Genomic DNA, 15,270 nt, shown 5'->3' with positions numbered 1-15,270 from the left:
TCACCGAGTGCTAGGAGCTTGCCACGATGAGTGACTCTGTCGCGTACGACGTGACCGCGGGCGTCGCCACGATCACGCTGAACCGGCCGGACGCGATGAACTCGCTCGACACGCCGACCAAGGTCGCGCTGCGGGACGCGGTCCAGGCGGCCGCCACGGACGACGCCGTCCGGTGTGTCGTGCTGACCGGCACCGGGCGCGCGTTCTGCGTCGGCCAGGATCTGAAGGAGCACATCGGGCTGCTCCAGGCCAACGACCTGGACGCGTTGTGGAGCACGGTCCCCGACCACTTCGCCCCGATCGCGCTGGCCCTGGCCGAGATGCCGAAGCCGGTGATCGCCGCGGTGAACGGGGTCGCCGCCGGGGCCGGCGCGTCGATGGCCTTCGCCTGCGACTTCCGGATCGTCGCCGAGACGGCGGGATTCAATCTCGCCTTCGCCGGCATCGCGCTGTCCTGCGACACCGGCATCTCCTGGACCCTCCCCCGGCTGGTCGGCCAGGCTCGTGCCACCGAGTTGCTCTACTTCCCGCGCACGGTGCCCGCGGCCGAAGCGTTGACGCTCGGCCTGGCCAGCTCCGTCGTACCGGCGGAGGAACTGACGGCCGCGACTGCCGAGCTGGCCACCAAACTGGCGAACGGCCCGACGGTCGCCTACGGCTCGATCCGCCAGTCGGTCGCGTACTCCGCGACGCACACCCTGGCCGAGGCACTGGAGTTCGAGGCCGGCAAGATGCGGCTGACCGGCGCGACCGAGGACCACCACAACGCGGTCGCCTCCTTCGTCGCCAAGGAGAAGCCGGTCTTCCACGGCAAGTAGGCCTGCTGACGCACCGCGGCCCGGAACCCTGACCGGTTCCGGGCCGCAGCGCGTTCAGTGGATCGGCAGGCCGCTCAGCGAACGGTCCGGAAGGTGTTCAGATCGGTCTTGCCGTTGGCCCACAGCTGGTTGACCCGGCTGCGCTCGTTGGCGTTCGGGGTCGCGTTGGTGCAGGACGGGCCGGGGCCGCCACCGGACATCAGCTCGCTGCACGGACCGGAGTAGCGGTCCGGCAGACCGAGCACGTGGCCGGTCTCGTGGGCCGTGATCCGGGTCGAGTTGTACTGCTGGGCCTGGCGGTAGTCGATGAAGATGAAGCCGCGGCCGTGACCGTTGGTGGAGGCGTACGAACCGCGGGAGTCGTTGCCCTCACGGTAGTAGAAGTCGTACGTCCCGGTGGTCTGCACCAGCCGGACGTTGCTCACCGACGAGTTCCAGATCTGCGTCGAGCGCGCGATCTGGCTGGCGAAGGTGGGAGCGTTGACGCGGTACCGGACGGTGACCGCGGCGAGCTTGTTGCCGCTCTTGGCCTGCTGGGCCTTGGCGGACTTCATCACCGCGTCGTAGAACGCCTTGTTGTTGGCGGCTTCCTCCGGCGAACCGGCGTACGACGAGACGACGGTGGCCTCCGCCCGCTCGGGAGCGGGCGCCGCCGCGGCGGGGACGGCGGCGAAGGCGGTGGCGCCGAGGGCGGCGGTGGCCAGGACGGCCAGGGAGGACATGATCTTGCGTGGCATGGGCGGGCCTCATTCAGATCTTGGGGCGGACAGCGATCGGTGGACTACCGAAAGCAACTGACCCGAAAGTGATACCAAGAGCCCGCATTTTCCGCACCAGGCCGGGAAATAACCGAGGGTATTCCTGCACGCACGCTCGGTACGGACCGGAACCGGCCGGGTAACCCGTCGTTTGAGACCGCTCACAGCCCCGGTCCGGTCAGCGGGCGATGCAGTCGGCGAGGTGGTCGTTGACGATGCCGGTCGCCTGCATCAGCGCGTAGCTGGTGGTGGGGCCGATGAAGACGAAGCCCTTCTTCTTCAGGGCTTTCGACATCGCGACGGACTCCGGGGTGGTGGCCGGGACGTCGGCCATCGTCTTCGGCGCCGGGTGGTTGGCGGGCCGGAAGGACCAGAGCAGCTCGGTCAGCTCGCCGGGCGCCAGCTCGAGCAGGGCCCGGGCGTTGGTGATGGTGGCGTTGATCTTGAGCCGGTTGCGGACGATGCCGGCGTCGGCCATCAGCCGGTCGAAGTCGCCCGGGCCGTACGCCGCGACTCGCTCGGGGTCGAACTGGTCGAACGCCCGCCGGAAGTTCTCCCGCTTGCGCAGGATCGTGATCCAGGACAGCCCGGACTGGAACCCCTCCAGCGTCAGCCGCTCGTACAGCGCCTGGTCGTCGCGGATCTCCCGGCCCCACTCGTCGTCGTGGTACGCGATGTACTCCGGGGCCGAGGTCGCCCAGCTGCAGCGGAGCGCGCCGTCGGGACTGGGCGCGGTCATGCGGTGATCATCAGGTGGGGCGCTGGACGGAGCTCACATCGGGCGCGGCGCTGTGGCGGCCGCGTGGCCGGCCGTCGGCGTCGAGGCCATCGGCGTCTTCCTCAGCTGCCTGGTCCGTGGCGTCCACGTCCGGGGTGACGGCCTGGAAGGTGCCGGTGTGGTCCGGCGGCGGCTCCTTGGCCTCGAACCACGGAGTTGCCTCCGAGTCGTCCTGGGTGTGCACAAGCTCCTGGAGCAGCGGCGGAAGCGGGACGGGCGCCTTCGGCTGCTCGTCGAGAGCCGAGACCGGCGGCTCGTCGTTCGTGAACCAGTCATCAGCCGGTACGTCGTCGTGCGTCCGCGCAGGCGGTGCGTCTGAGCCGGATACAGCGTGCTCGTCGCGCAGCTCCGCCGATGCCGGGGATGCGTCTGCGCCGGTCACAGCATGGTCCTCGTGCAGATCCGCCGATGTCGCGGATGCGTCTGCGCCGGTCACAGCGTGCTCGTCGCGCAAATCCGCCGATGCCGGGGATGCGTCTGCGCGAGTCACAGCGTGTTCGTCGTGCAGATCCGCCGATGCCGCGGATGCGTCTGCACGGGTCACAGCATGCTCGTCGCGCAGATCCGCCGGTGCTTCTGCGCGGGCGACAGCGGGCTGGTCAGCCGGAGCGGACTCCGGCTCGGTGCTGCTGGCGGCCGGCTGCTGAACGGGCACACCGCCGGGAAGGGCGATGTCCGGCTGAGCTTCGACTGCCGCAGGGGCCGGCGAGGTTGCGTCATCCTCGGTGCTGCCAACTGCGGGCGGCTGAGCAGGCGCGTCACCGGGGAGGTCGGTCTCGGGCTGGGCCGGGGCTTCCTGTGCGGCAGGCACTTCGGCGGCGGCTTCGGCTGCGGGGGGTGCTTCGGCCGGCTCCGGGGTGTTCGCGGCTTCCGGCTGCGGTGGGAAGTCACCGCCGACGAGGATCGGCTTGCTGTAGCCGGTGTCGTCGAAGTCGGCGTACTGGTAGTCGGCGCGGGCGGTGAAGCCGGCACCTTCGGGACCGTGGACGATCGGGCTGACGGCTCGCTCCAGGTCGGCGATCCGGCGGTCGCGTTCGGCCACCTCGCGGGCGACCCGCTCGAGCAGCGTGTCGACCTCGTCCATCCGGTAGCCGCGCAGGCCGACGCCGAACCGGGCCGTCTCCAGGTCCGCGGCGGTGAGCGCTTGCCGCGCGGGCACCGTCAGATCCGGCCGGTCGTCGTACGCGGGGCCCATCGCACCCCATCGTCCCGACGCAACGACGGCAACAGCCCCGATCAGGAGCACCACAATCAACCCGAAGAACCACATCACGGGACCGATCGTGCCATGCCGACGGACAACCCCGCACAACCACGGGCCGGTCGCCGGTTGTCAAGAGGCAGTCTCAGCTCCCGTCGGAGCCGAGCCGCCGCACCTCACGCCGCTCCCGGGCCTCCGGGCTGTCGGCCTCGGCGACGTCCCGCGCCGCCGACGACGCGGCTTCCTCGGCCGCCGCGTCGGCCAGCTCACCGGACTTGACGATGTAGCTGATCGCCTCGTCCACGTCGTCGGTGATCGTGAACATGTCCAGGTCGGCCGGCGAGATCTTGCCGTCGGCAAGCATCGTCTCGCGCAGCCAGTCGGCCAGCCCGCTCCAGTACGACGTACCGAACAGCACCACCGGGAACGACGTCACCTTGCGGGTCTGCGCCAGGGTGAGCGCCTCGAACAGCTCGTCCAGGGTGCCGAACCCGCCCGGCATCACCACGAACCCCTGCGCGTACTTCACGAACATCGTCTTGCGGGTGAAGAAGTAGCGGAAGTTCATCCCGACGTCGACCCACTCGTTCAGGCCGTTCTCGAAGGGCAGCTCGATGCCCAGCCCGACCGACACCCCGTCCGCCTCGGAGGCGCCCTTGTTCGCCGCCTCCATCACCCCCGGCCCGCCACCCGTGATCACGGCGTACCCGGCCGCGACCAGCTTCCGCCCGAACTGCTCGGCGGCGGCGTACATCGGGTCGTCCGGCTTGGTCCGCGCCGACCCGAAGACGCTGATCGCCGGCCCGAGCTCGGCCAGCATCCCGAAGCCCTCGATGAACTCCGACTGGATCCGCAGCACCCGCCACGGGTCGGTGTGCACCCAGTCCGACGGGCCGCGGCTGTCCAGCAGCCGCTGCTCGGAGGTCGACTGCTGCACCTGGTTGCGGCGCATCACGACAGGCCCTCGCTGCTGCGAGCCCTGCGGACGGTCGGGGTGGATCGATGGTTCTGCCATGCCCCCAGGTTAGTGCGGCGAACCAGTACGGACCTGCTGGAACGGGGCGCGCCTCACGCCGTCAACCAACTCCTCAACCGCTGTTCACACTGCTCGATCTCCGCGTCGGGCACGAATTCCTCCTGCTTGTGGGCGAGCAGCGGATCCCCCGGCCCGTAGTTCACCGCCGGTACGCCGAGCAGCGTGAACCGCGCCACGTCGGTCCAGCCGAACTTCGGCTTCGGCTCGCCGCCGACCACCTGCAGGAACGCGGCCGCGGCCGGCCGGTCGAGCCCCGGCAGACCACCCGGGGAGGTGTCGGTGACCACCACGTCGTACCCGGCGAACACCTCCCGGACATGCGCCTCGGCCTCCGCCTCCGACCGGCTGGGCGCGAACCGGTAGTTCACCGACACCACGCACAGATCCGGTACGACGTTGCCGGCGACCCCACCGCTGATCCCGACCGCGTTCAGGCCCTCGCGGTACTCCAGCCCGTCGATCGGCACCCGCCGCGGCTCGTACGCCGCCAGCCGGTCGAGGATCTCGCCGGCGGCGTGGATCGCGTTCTCGCCCATCCACGACCGCGCCGAGTGTGCCCGCTCGCCGCGCGTGGTCACGTCGACCCGCATCGTGCCCTGGCAGCCTGCCTCGACCACCGCGTTCGACGGCTCCATCACCACGGCGAACACGCCCTGCAGCAGGTCGGGATGCGTCTGGGTGAGCTTGAACAGACCGTTTCGCTCGGCTTCGATCTCTTCGCAGTCGTAGAACACGTAGGTGACGTCGCGGTTCGGCTCGGTCAGGGTCGCCGCGAGCCGCAGGCCGACGGCGACGCCGCCTTTCATGTCGCAGGCACCGAGCCCGTGGATCAGCCCGTCCGCGCGCCGGGCCGGCAGGTTGCCGTTCAGCGGGACGGTGTCGAGGTGCCCGGCGATCACGATCCGCTCGGCGCGGCCCAGCTCGGTCCGGGCGACGACGGTGTTGCCGTGCCGGCTGACGCTCAGGTGCGGGTACGCCGAGAGCGCCGCCTCGACCGCGTCGGCCAGTTCCTGCTCGGTCCCGCTGACCGACGAGACGTCGACCAGCGCCGTACACAGGTCGGGGCCGGACAGGGACAGATCAAGCTTCGCCATCGGAATCCTCAGCTGCGGGTGACTGGGTCTGGTCGGGCAGGAAAACGCAGAACTCGTTGCCCTCGGGATCGGCGCAGACGTGCCAGCCGATGGTGTCGTCCTTGGGCCGGAGCAGTGTCGCACCCGCGGCGAGCACGGCGTCCAGGTCGTCGGCCGTGATGTCCCAGTGGATCCGGTTCTTGACCGCCTTCGGCTCCGGCACCGGGACGAACACCCAGTACTTGAACGGCAGGCCCGGCACGTTCTCGAGCCAGCAGTACGGCTTGCCCGGCTCCTGCCCGACGTCACCGCCGACGATCCCGGCCCACCAGGCAGCCTGCGCGGCGGGATCGGCCGAGTCGACCACCAGCTCCATCAACCGGTACTCCGGCACCTTGTCGCGCACGAACCCGCAGAACTCGCCACCCTCGGGATCGGCCAGCACCGCCCACGGCTGCTCCTCGCTGACCGGGCTCAGCAGCCTGGCCCCGAGCCGCTCGAGCGCCTCGACCGAGGTGGTGTTGACGTCCAGGTGGACCCGCTGCTTCAAGGTCCGCGCCTCGAGCACCCGGTTGATCCAGACCGTCTGCTCCGGCCGGTTCCCGAGCAGCACCTCGGGGTTGTCGGCCGGCGTCGTCAGCCCGAGCACCTGGCCCCAGAACGAGGTCATCACGCTCGGCGAACCGACATCGATACACAGATCCTTGAAGCGCCCAAGACTCATGTTCCAAGGCTAGTGGGCCGCACGGCGGTGGGCCCGATCGCGGGCGACATACCGGAGCTCGGCCGCTGGCCCTGAATCCGGGTCACAATCATTGCCATGACAGCAGTCGATCCCGAGCTTCGGGCAGCACTCACCGCCGACCGGGCCGGTACGGCGGAGCGGATCATCGCGCTGAGCGCCGACCTGGAGGCCATCATGGAGGCCTCGCGGCTGGTCGCGACCGACGACGAGCACGATCCGGAAGGGTCGACGATCGCCTTCGAGCGGTCCCAGACCAGCAAGTTCCTGGACGACGCGCGCAAACGCCTAGGGGACCTCGACGGCGCGCTGGCCCGGCTGGACGCCGGCGACTACGGCCGGTGCGAGACCTGCGGCAACGCGATCGCGGCCGGCCGCCTGGTGGCCCGGCCGAGCGCGCGCACCTGCATCGACTGCGCGACCTGAGCAGCAGGCTCCGGCCGGCCCGGCCGAGCAGCACCCACGTGAGATCCTGGAGCCGTCCGGGCGGCCGATGGGTTGTGAACAGGGGAGCGAGCATGACGACGATCTACGACGTCGCGCGTAGATCCGGCGTCTCGCCGGCCACCGTCTCGCGGGTCCTCAGCGGCCGCCGCAACGTGGATCCCGAACTGTCCGAGAAGGTCCGCGCCGCCGTCGCGGAGCTCGGCTACCGCCCGAACGGCGTGGCCCGCAACCTGCGGCGCGCGAGCACCAACCTATGGGCCGTCGTCATCTCCGACATCGAGAACCCGTTCTTCACCTCCCTGGTCCGCGGGCTGGAGGACGTCGCGCAGACCGAGGGGTACCACGTCGTGCTGTGCAACTCCGACGAGGACCCGGCCAAGGAGGCGGCGTACGCGTCGGCGGTGCTGACCGACCAGATGGCCGGCGTGGTGATCTCGCCGACGTCGACCGCCGAGGGGGTTCAGCTGCTCGACCAGGCGAAGACCCCGATGGTGCTGATCGACCGCCGGGTGGAGGGCGTCGAGGCCGACACCGTCCTGGTCGACAACGAGCACGGCGCGGCCGAGGGCGTGAAACACCTGATCGACGGCGGCTACACCCGGATCGCCTGCATCACCGGCCCCCGTCGCGTCAGTACGGCGATGGACCGGCTGGCCGGCTATCGCGCCGCTCTCCGCGGTGCCGGCCTGCGCTTCGACAAGAACCTGGTCCGGCACGCCGACTTCCGCGAGGCCGGCGGTTACGCCGCGATGGAGAGCCTGCTCGACGGCCCCGAACGCCCCGACGCCTTCTTCGTCGCCAACAACCTGATGACCGTCGGCGCCCTCGAATGCCTCGCCAAACGAGGCCTCCGCGCCCCCGACGACCTCGCCGTGGTCGGCTTCGACGACCTCCCCTGGGCCGGCCTGATGGTCCCCTCCCTCACCACCGTCGCCCAGCCCACCTACGAACTCGGCCGCACCGCGGGCCTGCTCCTCAAGGACCGCATCACCTCCCCCGACCGGCCCCCGTCCACAGTCACCCTCCGCACCGAACTCCACATCCGAGCCACCTCAGCCCCAAAACACCCCTGACCCGGCTTCCGCGGGGACGAAAAGGTTCATCGCAGGTCGTTGGTGATGGTGGCGAGTTCGGTCAGCAGGGAGCCGATCCACTCGTTGGAGGACGGCACGGTTCGGCGGCCTTCCTCGACGATCCAGGTCAGTGCTCGCAGGGTGAAGGCGACTCCGCCGATCGTCAGCTGGCGTCGGACCAGGGCGGGGTCGGTGCCCGCGGCGTCGCGGTAGCGGGCCACGATCGGGTCCGGTTGGTGGCCGAAGGCAACGGCATCGCGGACCAGGGTGTAGAGGTCGCTGAGGTGTGGGGCGACGTAGGCGAGCGGCCAGTCGACGATGGTCCAGCGCGTGCCGTCGGTGACCAGGTTCTTCGGCACGTAGTCGCCGTGCACGACTCGTGCAGGCGCGTCTTCGTGCAGTTGGTCGACCAGCTCCGCCAGAGACTCGAGTCGCGCGGTCAGCTCGGCATCGGCCGGACTGCGCCGTACCAGGTCGAGCAGGTGCGTCGAGGTGAACTCGCTGGCCGCATCCACCGGCTTCGATCGCACCTCGGCCAGCAGTTCGGCGCCGGCCAGGAAGCCTTCCACCGTCGGCTCCTGCTCCAGATTCACCAGCCCGACATCGGCCAGGACGAGCAGCACCGCACCCTCGGTCTCGACCGCATGCACGAGCCGAGGTGCCGGCAACCGCAACGGCATTACGAACCGCTCGTACGCCGTTCCCTCGCTCGCCTGCGTATCGCTGCCCCGCTTCACGATTACGCTGCGCAGCCCGTACGAGAGCCGCCAGACCTCCGAGGATCCCCACTCCCGCAGCACCTCGCCCTTGAGCTCGGCGACGGATGGCGCCTGGGTGGCGGAGAGGACGGGCCCGGCGATCGGATCGAGCCAGTGGGGAAGCATGAAAAGATCCTTCCGGACGGGGGCAGCCGACCGGTACAGCATGCCCCGGCGACCCCCCGCCGCCAGGTTTCGGGCGTCTGGCAGGCTTTGGGCATGACTGAGAACGCCACTCGCGCCTGGGGCTTCGGCCTCGCCACCGTCACCGCTTCGGGCACCGTGCTCGACGTCTGGTACCCAGCCCCCGAACTGGGTGAGGCGCCTGCTGACGCGAAGGCGCCGGCCGAGCTGATCGCTGCCGAGGGCAACGACGACCTCCGCCAGGTACGCCGTACGGTCGTGCAGGCCGCGATCACGCTCGACCAGGCACCGGCGGACACCGCCGACGCCTACCTGCGGCTGCACCTGCTCTCGCACCGCCTGGTCCGTCCGCACGGCCTCAACCTGGACGGCATCTTCGCCGCCCTGCCGAACAACGCCTGGACCTCGCACGGCCCGGTCCCGGTCGACGAGATCGAGAGCGTCCGGCTGCGTGCCCGCGCCGCCGGCCTGCACCTGGCCGTGACGAGCGTCGACAAGTTCCCGCGGATGACCGACTACGTCGTCCCCTCCGGGGTCCGGATCGGCGACGCGGACCGGGTCCGTCTCGGCGCGCACCTGGCCGAGGGCACCACCGTGATGCACGAGGGCTTCGTGAACTTCAACGCCGGAACGCTCGGCACCTCGATGGTCGAGGGCCGGATCGTGGCCGGGGTGGTCGTCGGCGACGGCAGCGACATCGGCGCCGGCGCGTCGATCATGGGCACCCTGTCGGGCGGCGGCAAGGCCGTCGTCTCGATCGGCCAGCGCTGCTTGCTCGGCGCGAACGGCGGGATCGGCATCTCGCTCGGTGACGACTGCGTGGTCGAGGCGGGGCTGTACGTGACCGCCGGCACCAAGGTCACGCTGCCCGACGGCTCGGTGGTGAAGGCGCGGGAGCTGTCCGGCCAGCCCGGCCTGCTCTACCTGCGCAACTCGGTCACCGGCGCGGTCGAGGCTCGCCCACGCCAGGGCCAGGGCATCACGCTCAACGAGGCACTGCACGCCAACGCGTGACGAACCACGCCAACCAAGTGACGGTTCCGCACGTCGTACAGAACGTGACCTCTGTTCAGGAACCAGTACGCCGGGCCCGCACGTTGGGTTCGGTATGCCGATGAACCGTGGCGCTGTGGTCGCAATAGGTGCAGTGGGCGCGCTCGCCCTTGCCGTCGGGGCCGGGATCTCCTGGATCAGCGGCAAGGAGTTCGGGCCGCTGCTGCCCCCGCGCGAGCAGTGCCAGGCGACAGTCAGTGGCGGGTCCGTGGTGGTGAGTCACGAGCAGGCCGAGTCGGCGGCGATCATCGTCGGCATCGCGGTACGGCGTGGCCTGCCGGCGCGGGCGGCGACGATCGCGCTGGCGACGGCGTACCAGGAGTCGGGGCTGCGCAACGTGACCCACGGCGACCGTGACTCGCTCGGGTTGTTCCAGCAGCGGCCGTCGCAGGGCTGGGGCACGGCCGCGCAGGTGCAGGACCCGCACTACGCGGCCGGGAAGTTCTACGACGCGCTGGTGAAGGTGAAGAACTACCAGACGCTCGCAGTGACCGTCGCTGCCGACAAGGTGCAGCGCAGCGCCTTCCCCAATGCGTACGCCGATCACGAGGCGGATGCCCGCATCCTCGCCTCCGCACTGACCGGCCAGACCGCGGCAGCCTTCAGTTGCACCGTCAACACCGATTCGCTGCCCGCCGAGACGATGGGCCGGACCGGGCTGACTCCCCGCGCCGAGGCGGTCCGCAAGGACCTCGCCGAGACCTTCGGCAAGCTCTCGACCGGCGGCTTCCAGGCGGGCGGCGTCAAGACCGGCCATATGGAGGGCTCGGCCCACTACGAGGGCCGCGCGGTGGACATCTTCGTCAAGCCCATCTCGGCACCCACCACGATCAAGGGCTGGGCCGTCGCGCAGTACCTGGTGGCCCGCGCCGAACACCTCGGCATCCGGACCGTGATCTTCAGCGACAAGATCTGGACCGCCGGCGGCCGGTCGGACAACGGCTGGCGCGACTACACGGCCCCGGACCGTCCCGGCAACAAGGACACCCTCCGGCACCTGGACCACGTGCACGTCGACGTGATCGACCAGTAGCCGGCACGGAAGCAGAACACCGCAGCGCGCCGGAAGCGGCTCGCTGCGGTGTCCCGTTGTCTTCGGGAAGACCTACTCGTCGTGCTCCTGCGGAGGCAGCGCGGCGATGAACGGGTGATCCTTGTCGATCTTGCCCATCTTGGACGCGCCGCCAGGCGAGCCGAGGTCGTTGAAGAAGTCGACGTTCGCGGTGTAGTAGTCCTTCCACTGCTCCGGGGTGTCGTCCTCGTAGTAGATGGCTTCCACCGGACAGACCGGCTCGCAGGCTCCGCAGTCGACACACTCGTCGGGGTGGATGTAAAGCATCCGGTTGCCCTCGTAGATGCAGTCGACGGGGCATTCCTCGACGCAGGCAAGATCCTTGAGGTCAACACACGGCTGCGCGATGACGTAGGTCACTGGTACTCCTCCTATAGCCAGCAGGCGCAGCGGACTGGGTGCTGCGGTGCGGTGTTCCAGATGCTCATATGGTGGTCCGGCTACCTAGTATCACGGTAGTACCCGCCCCACTCTGCCAGGAGTCCGCATCGTGTCAGGCCTCAGTGCCCGTGATATCGGCCACCGTGTCGTGGTCCGCCACCGGCTTCCGGGCGGCCAACTGACCGATGTGATCGGGGTGTTGCAGTCGTACGACGAGAACTCGCTGGTGGTCCGGCACTCCGACAGTACGCCGTACGAGGTCCGTCTGGGGGACGTCTCAGCAGCCAAACGGATCCCACCGATGCCGCTGCGGCCAGTGGACGTCGAGCAACTCTTCCTGACCACCGCCCTGGGCCGCCCGGCCGCAGAGACCGTGTATGCCGGCCAGTGGCTGCTGCGGGCCTCTGGTGGCTGGACAGGACGGGCCAACTCCCTGCTGCCCGCCGGTGACCCCGAGATGCCCGTTTCAGAGGCGCTGAAGCTCGCAGAGACGTTCTACACCGAGCGAGGTCTCCCCCCGCTCGCATTGGTCCGGCTGGAGAGTCCGGTGGCCCAGGAGTTCGAGCAGCTCGGTTGGGTGGACGCCCGGCCGGAGGAGGCCGACACGTTCGTTCTCCACACGACACTCGACCTGGTGAACGCCGCACCGGCGTACGACGTGAGCTTGAGCGACAAGCCGGACGCCGCTTGGTACGAGACAGCTTTCGAGGGCACGCCGCCGCCTGCGGCTCCCGCTGTGATGGAGGGCGCCCCCAAGACGGCTTTCGCCGCGGTGGAGCTGGACGGCAAGGTCGTTGCGGTCGCCCGCGGCGTCATGACCGGTCACTGGCTGGGTGTGGACGCGGTCAGGGTCGACCCGGCGTACCGGAGGCGTGGGCTCGCCACAGCACTCGTGCAGGGCCTTGCACGCTGGTCTGGGCAGTTGGGAGGCCGCCGGACCTATCTGGAGGTCGTCTCGTCCAATGTGGCGGCTCTGACGGCGTACGAGAACCTCGGCTACGCCCTTGCCTATCGTTACCGCTATCTCACCGTGGGCAGTCGGTAGGGTCGGAGCATGACTGAGCTGGAGCGACCGCCGTACATCGGCGACTACAAGGGCACGGTGCAGGTCGAGTACACGCCGCATCCTGACGACGGGGTCGCCGATCCGGGCGAGGTCGTCTGGACTTGGGTGCCGTTCGAGGAGGACCACTCCCGCGGCAAGGACCGGCCGGTGCTGGTCGTCGGCTCGGATGGGCCGTCACTGCTGGCTCTCATCCTGACCAGCAAGGACCACGACCGGGACGCGGCCGACGAAGCCCGCTGGGGCCGGGTCTGGCTCGACATCGGCAACGGCCCGTGGGACAGGGACGGCCGCAACAGCGAGGTCCGGGTAGATCGCGTACTGCGGATCGACCCGGCCGCCGTCCGCAGGGAAGGCGCTGTGATCGGCGAGCAGATCTTCGGCCAGGTAGCGGCCAGCCTGCACGCCCTGCACCGGGCATGACAAAGGGCCGCCCCCGGTGACGGGGCCGGCCCTCGATCAGTGCTTCAGTTCGGCGGCGGGGTGCTGGCGACCGCTGTCGTCGGCTTCGTCGCGCCGGGCGGCGGCGGAGTCTCCGCCGACGGCGGCGGCGTGGTGCCCGGCTTGGGGCCACAGCGGATGGTGTCGGCCGCGTTGTAGTTCGTGGTGAACGACTCGGTCTTGACCCGGGTGCCGTTCTTCGCGAAGTACCGGTAGATCTTGATGTCGAAGCCGGTGGTCGGCGCCTGCGGGCGGCAGCCCGGCTCGGTGTTGTAGACCAGACCGGGAGTGCGGAAGTTCGTCTTCGCCGACTGGCCGGCGGTGATGTCCCAGACCTTGGTGCCCCAGATCTTCACCGTCAGGCTGCCCGAACTGCCCGGCTTCGAGGCGACGAAGATGGTCTCCACCAGCACTCCGTTGCCGGAGTCGTTGAGGAACTTCAGGTCGACCGACGGCCAGGCCACGGTCGCCTCGCGACCGACCGGGTAGCGGTCGATGTAGACGCTGTGGGCCTTGTGCTCGACGTCCTTCAGACCGGCGAAGAAGGCCGCGTTGAAGGTGGTGGTGGCCGACTGCGAGACACCGCCGCCGAGATCCAGCACGAACTTGCCGCCGTTGATGATGTTGCCCTCGGTGAACCCGTTGGCCTTGGTCCGCTCGCCGACGATCTTGTTCAGGCTGAACACCTCGTTCGGCTTCAGCAGCGTGCCGTTGATCTTGCGCGCGGCGGTGCCGATGTTCACGTTGCGGTAGGTGGCGTGCGGGAACTTGGTGGTGGACTGTCCCATCACCTCTTTGATCCCCAGCGCCGCGGCCGCCTCGGTGGTGACGGCGGCCTTGGTGTGCGCCAGGCCGACCGCGGCGGTCCGCTGACCCGACGGCTTCGGCAGCAGCGCGAGGATGGCCGGCACCACCTTGTCGCGGGCGACGACCATGCCGTCGACGGCCGGGATCACCTTCGGCTTGCCGGCCACGATCTGGACGGTGGCGTCCTTCGGCAGCGTCTCGAGCTTCTTGAACCGCTCGGCGAACAACGGCTCGAGCAGCTTGGCGTTCAGCGACGGCGTGATCCCGCCGTCCTTCGCGACCAGGGTCAGCGCCGGAGCGAGCTCCTCGGGCTGCAGGTCCGCGCTCTTGTCGCCGACGGTCAACCGGATCGGGCCGGACATGGCGGGCTCGGCGTACTCGGTCATGGCCTTGTCGATGGCCTCGGACCCGGCCTTCGGCTTGGTCACGCTGACCTGGAGGTCCTTCGGGTTGCCGTCCGACGGGAACCCGGAGACCACCGTTTCGGTGGCCTTGGCGTTGTCCAGTTGCAGGCCGTCGGCCGACGGCTGCTTGACCGCCTTGGCCTTGACGAAGGTGATGGTGCCCTCGGTGGCCGGCCGGTTCACCTGGGTGGCGAGCTTGTCGATCGCCGCCTTGAGCTTGGCCTCGTCCTTGGCGATCACCGGCTCGATCGCGTCGCCGCCGGTCATCGCCCGCAGGATCCGGGCCGGGTTGAGGCTGCGCCCCGCGCCCGCCTCGGCGACCGTCGCGTCGACGTCGAGGGTCAGCCCCGCCTCAGCGGGCTTCACCTGGTACGTCGTCGGGCCGGCCTTGACCTTGATCGGCAGCACCAGGCGATCCTTCAGCCCGGCCTGAACCTTGGCTTTCGCCTCGTCCTCGGACAGACCGCCGAGCGGGATGCCCAGCACCGTCGTGTCCCCGGGGACCTTGTCGCCGGTCAGCGCGAACGCCAGACCGTAGACGATCACGAGCACCCCGAACCCCGCCGCGGCAATGATCCCCGCGAGCCGTTTTCTCCCCACCGGACAGAGTCCTCCTGCTCGTAACCTTGTAACAGCAACGGCACAGACTACAGGACCGGGCCGGGTCCGCTGCCCCCGAGTGCCCGGTACTGGCCTGAGTAGTAGATCAGCGCGGCGGGGTCATCCGGCTCGCCGGTACCCAGGCTCAACACCTCGCCGACGACGATCGTGTGGTCCCCGCCCGGATAGGTGGCCCAGGTGCGGCACTCCAGCCACGACAGCGCTCCCCCGATCACCGGACAGCCCGTCTTCGGACCGGCCTGGGTGACCACCCCGTCGAACTGCCCGTACAGGTCCCGCCCCGACCTGGCGAACCGCTCGGCGAGCTCCCGATGACCGTCCGCCAGCACCGAGACGGCCCAGAACCCGCAGTCCAGTACGGCGTCGTGCATCCGCACCTTGTGATCCACGCACACCAGCACCAGCGGCGGATCCAGCGAGACCGAGGTGAACGCGTTCGCGGTCATCGCGTGCGCGATCCCACCCTGCAGGGTGCTGACGATCGTGATCCCCGACGCGAACCGCCTCAACGCCGTACGGAACTGGCCGGAGTCGATGCTGCCGCCGGGTTCCGTCACTCCAGCAGCCTAAGACCCTACGAAGGTTGACGCCTCAACCCTG

Annotated in this window: 17 protein-coding genes; 7 read left to right on the top strand and 10 right to left on the bottom strand. The window is 69.6% G+C overall.

Annotated elements, in window-relative coordinates; genetic code table 11:
- Positions 1 to 26: 26 nt before the first annotated feature.
- Positions 27 to 818 (top strand): enoyl-CoA hydratase/isomerase family protein, encoded by a 792-nt coding sequence (locus tag OX958_RS09310; protein ID WP_270136827.1) that lies wholly within the window; start codon positions 27 to 29, stop codon positions 816 to 818.
- Between the two features lie 74 nt (positions 819 to 892).
- Here OX958_RS09310 and snpA read toward each other — a convergent pair whose 3' ends face one another.
- The 6 genes from snpA to OX958_RS09280 all read right to left on the bottom strand — a co-directional run bounded on the left by snpA (position 893) and on the right by OX958_RS09280 (position 6,388).
- Complete coding sequence (snpA, locus tag OX958_RS09305) at positions 893 to 1,555, bottom strand: snapalysin (protein ID WP_270136825.1); 663 nt, start codon at positions 1,553 to 1,555, stop codon at positions 893 to 895.
- Between the two features lie 199 nt (positions 1,556 to 1,754).
- Entirely contained in the window at positions 1,755 to 2,315 is a 561-nt protein-coding gene (locus OX958_RS09300) for a DNA-3-methyladenine glycosylase I (protein ID WP_270136823.1), read from the bottom strand.
- Between the two features lie 10 nt (positions 2,316 to 2,325).
- Entirely contained in the window at positions 2,326 to 3,624 is a 1,299-nt protein-coding gene (locus OX958_RS09295; protein WP_270139017.1) for a DivIVA domain-containing protein, read from the bottom strand.
- 76 nt (positions 3,625 to 3,700) lie between these two features.
- On the bottom strand, positions 3,701 to 4,570 hold the full coding sequence (locus OX958_RS09290) for a TIGR00730 family Rossman fold protein (protein ID WP_270136821.1): 870 nt from the start codon (positions 4,568 to 4,570) through the stop codon (positions 3,701 to 3,703).
- A 53-nt stretch (positions 4,571 to 4,623) separates the two neighbouring features.
- On the bottom strand, positions 4,624 to 5,685 hold the full coding sequence (gene dapE, locus OX958_RS09285; RefSeq protein WP_270136819.1) for a succinyl-diaminopimelate desuccinylase: 1,062 nt from the start codon (positions 5,683 to 5,685) through the stop codon (positions 4,624 to 4,626).
- The gene (locus tag OX958_RS09280; protein ID WP_270136818.1) at positions 5,672 to 6,388 is read right to left on the bottom strand and encodes a VOC family protein; all 717 of its coding nucleotides are present in this window, start codon (positions 6,386 to 6,388) and stop codon (positions 5,672 to 5,674) included. Before OX958_RS09280 ends, dapE begins: the two co-directional genes overlap by 14 nt.
- 96 nt (positions 6,389 to 6,484) lie before the next feature.
- Between OX958_RS09280 and OX958_RS09275 the strand changes: the two genes are divergently transcribed.
- Both OX958_RS09275 and OX958_RS09270 read left to right on the top strand, forming a co-directional pair.
- Entirely contained in the window at positions 6,485 to 6,832 is a 348-nt protein-coding gene (locus OX958_RS09275; RefSeq protein WP_270136817.1) for a TraR/DksA family transcriptional regulator, read from the top strand.
- 92 nt (positions 6,833 to 6,924) lie between these two features.
- A complete protein-coding gene (locus OX958_RS09270) occupies positions 6,925 to 7,926 on the top strand; it encodes a LacI family DNA-binding transcriptional regulator (protein ID WP_270136816.1) in 1,002 nt (333 codons plus the stop codon).
- Positions 7,927 to 7,952: 26 nt separating this feature from the next.
- Here OX958_RS09270 and OX958_RS09265 read toward each other — a convergent pair whose 3' ends face one another.
- Positions 7,953 to 8,810 (bottom strand): phosphotransferase family protein, encoded by an 858-nt coding sequence (locus OX958_RS09265; protein WP_270136815.1) that lies wholly within the window; start codon positions 8,808 to 8,810, stop codon positions 7,953 to 7,955.
- Between the two features lie 93 nt (positions 8,811 to 8,903).
- On the opposite strand from OX958_RS09265, the gene dapD reads away from it, so the two are divergent.
- Both dapD and OX958_RS09255 read left to right on the top strand, forming a co-directional pair.
- The gene (dapD, locus tag OX958_RS09260; RefSeq protein ID WP_270136814.1) at positions 8,904 to 9,842 is read left to right on the top strand and encodes a 2,3,4,5-tetrahydropyridine-2,6-dicarboxylate N-succinyltransferase; all 939 of its coding nucleotides are present in this window, start codon (positions 8,904 to 8,906) and stop codon (positions 9,840 to 9,842) included.
- Between the two features lie 100 nt (positions 9,843 to 9,942).
- Positions 9,943 to 10,914, top strand: a complete 972-nt coding sequence (locus OX958_RS09255) for a hypothetical protein (protein ID WP_270136812.1) — start codon at positions 9,943 to 9,945, stop codon at positions 10,912 to 10,914.
- Positions 10,915 to 10,986: 72 nt separating this feature from the next.
- On the opposite strand, the gene fdxA is transcribed toward OX958_RS09255, so the two are convergent.
- Positions 10,987 to 11,313: a ferredoxin gene (fdxA, locus tag OX958_RS09250; RefSeq protein ID WP_131285641.1), complete on the bottom strand. Its 327-nt coding sequence runs from the start codon at positions 11,311 to 11,313 to the stop codon at positions 10,987 to 10,989.
- Positions 11,314 to 11,443: 130 nt separating this feature from the next.
- On the opposite strand from fdxA, the gene OX958_RS09245 reads away from it, so the two are divergent.
- The gene (locus OX958_RS09245; RefSeq protein ID WP_270136811.1) at positions 11,444 to 12,379 is read left to right on the top strand and encodes a GNAT family N-acetyltransferase; all 936 of its coding nucleotides are present in this window, start codon (positions 11,444 to 11,446) and stop codon (positions 12,377 to 12,379) included.
- A gap of 9 nt (positions 12,380 to 12,388) precedes the next feature.
- Positions 12,389 to 12,820, top strand: coding sequence for a type II toxin-antitoxin system PemK/MazF family toxin (locus OX958_RS09240; protein ID WP_270136810.1), 432 nt, complete (start codon positions 12,389 to 12,391; stop codon positions 12,818 to 12,820).
- Between the two features lie 44 nt (positions 12,821 to 12,864).
- Here the strand turns inward: OX958_RS09240 and OX958_RS09235 are convergent, their stop codons facing one another.
- Both OX958_RS09235 and OX958_RS09230 read right to left on the bottom strand, forming a co-directional pair.
- On the bottom strand, positions 12,865 to 14,649 hold the full coding sequence (locus tag OX958_RS09235; RefSeq protein WP_270136809.1) for a VanW family protein: 1,785 nt from the start codon (positions 14,647 to 14,649) through the stop codon (positions 12,865 to 12,867).
- 47 nt (positions 14,650 to 14,696) lie between these two features.
- Positions 14,697 to 15,227: a flavin reductase family protein gene (locus tag OX958_RS09230; RefSeq protein WP_270136808.1), complete on the bottom strand. Its 531-nt coding sequence runs from the start codon at positions 15,225 to 15,227 to the stop codon at positions 14,697 to 14,699.
- Between the last annotated feature and the right edge of the window lie 43 nt (positions 15,228 to 15,270).

It is taken from the genome of Kribbella sp. CA-293567, assembly GCF_027627575.1.
Classification (GTDB): Bacteria; Actinomycetota; Actinomycetes; order Propionibacteriales; family Kribbellaceae; genus Kribbella.
This window is presented reverse-complemented; position numbering and strand designations above follow the sequence as displayed.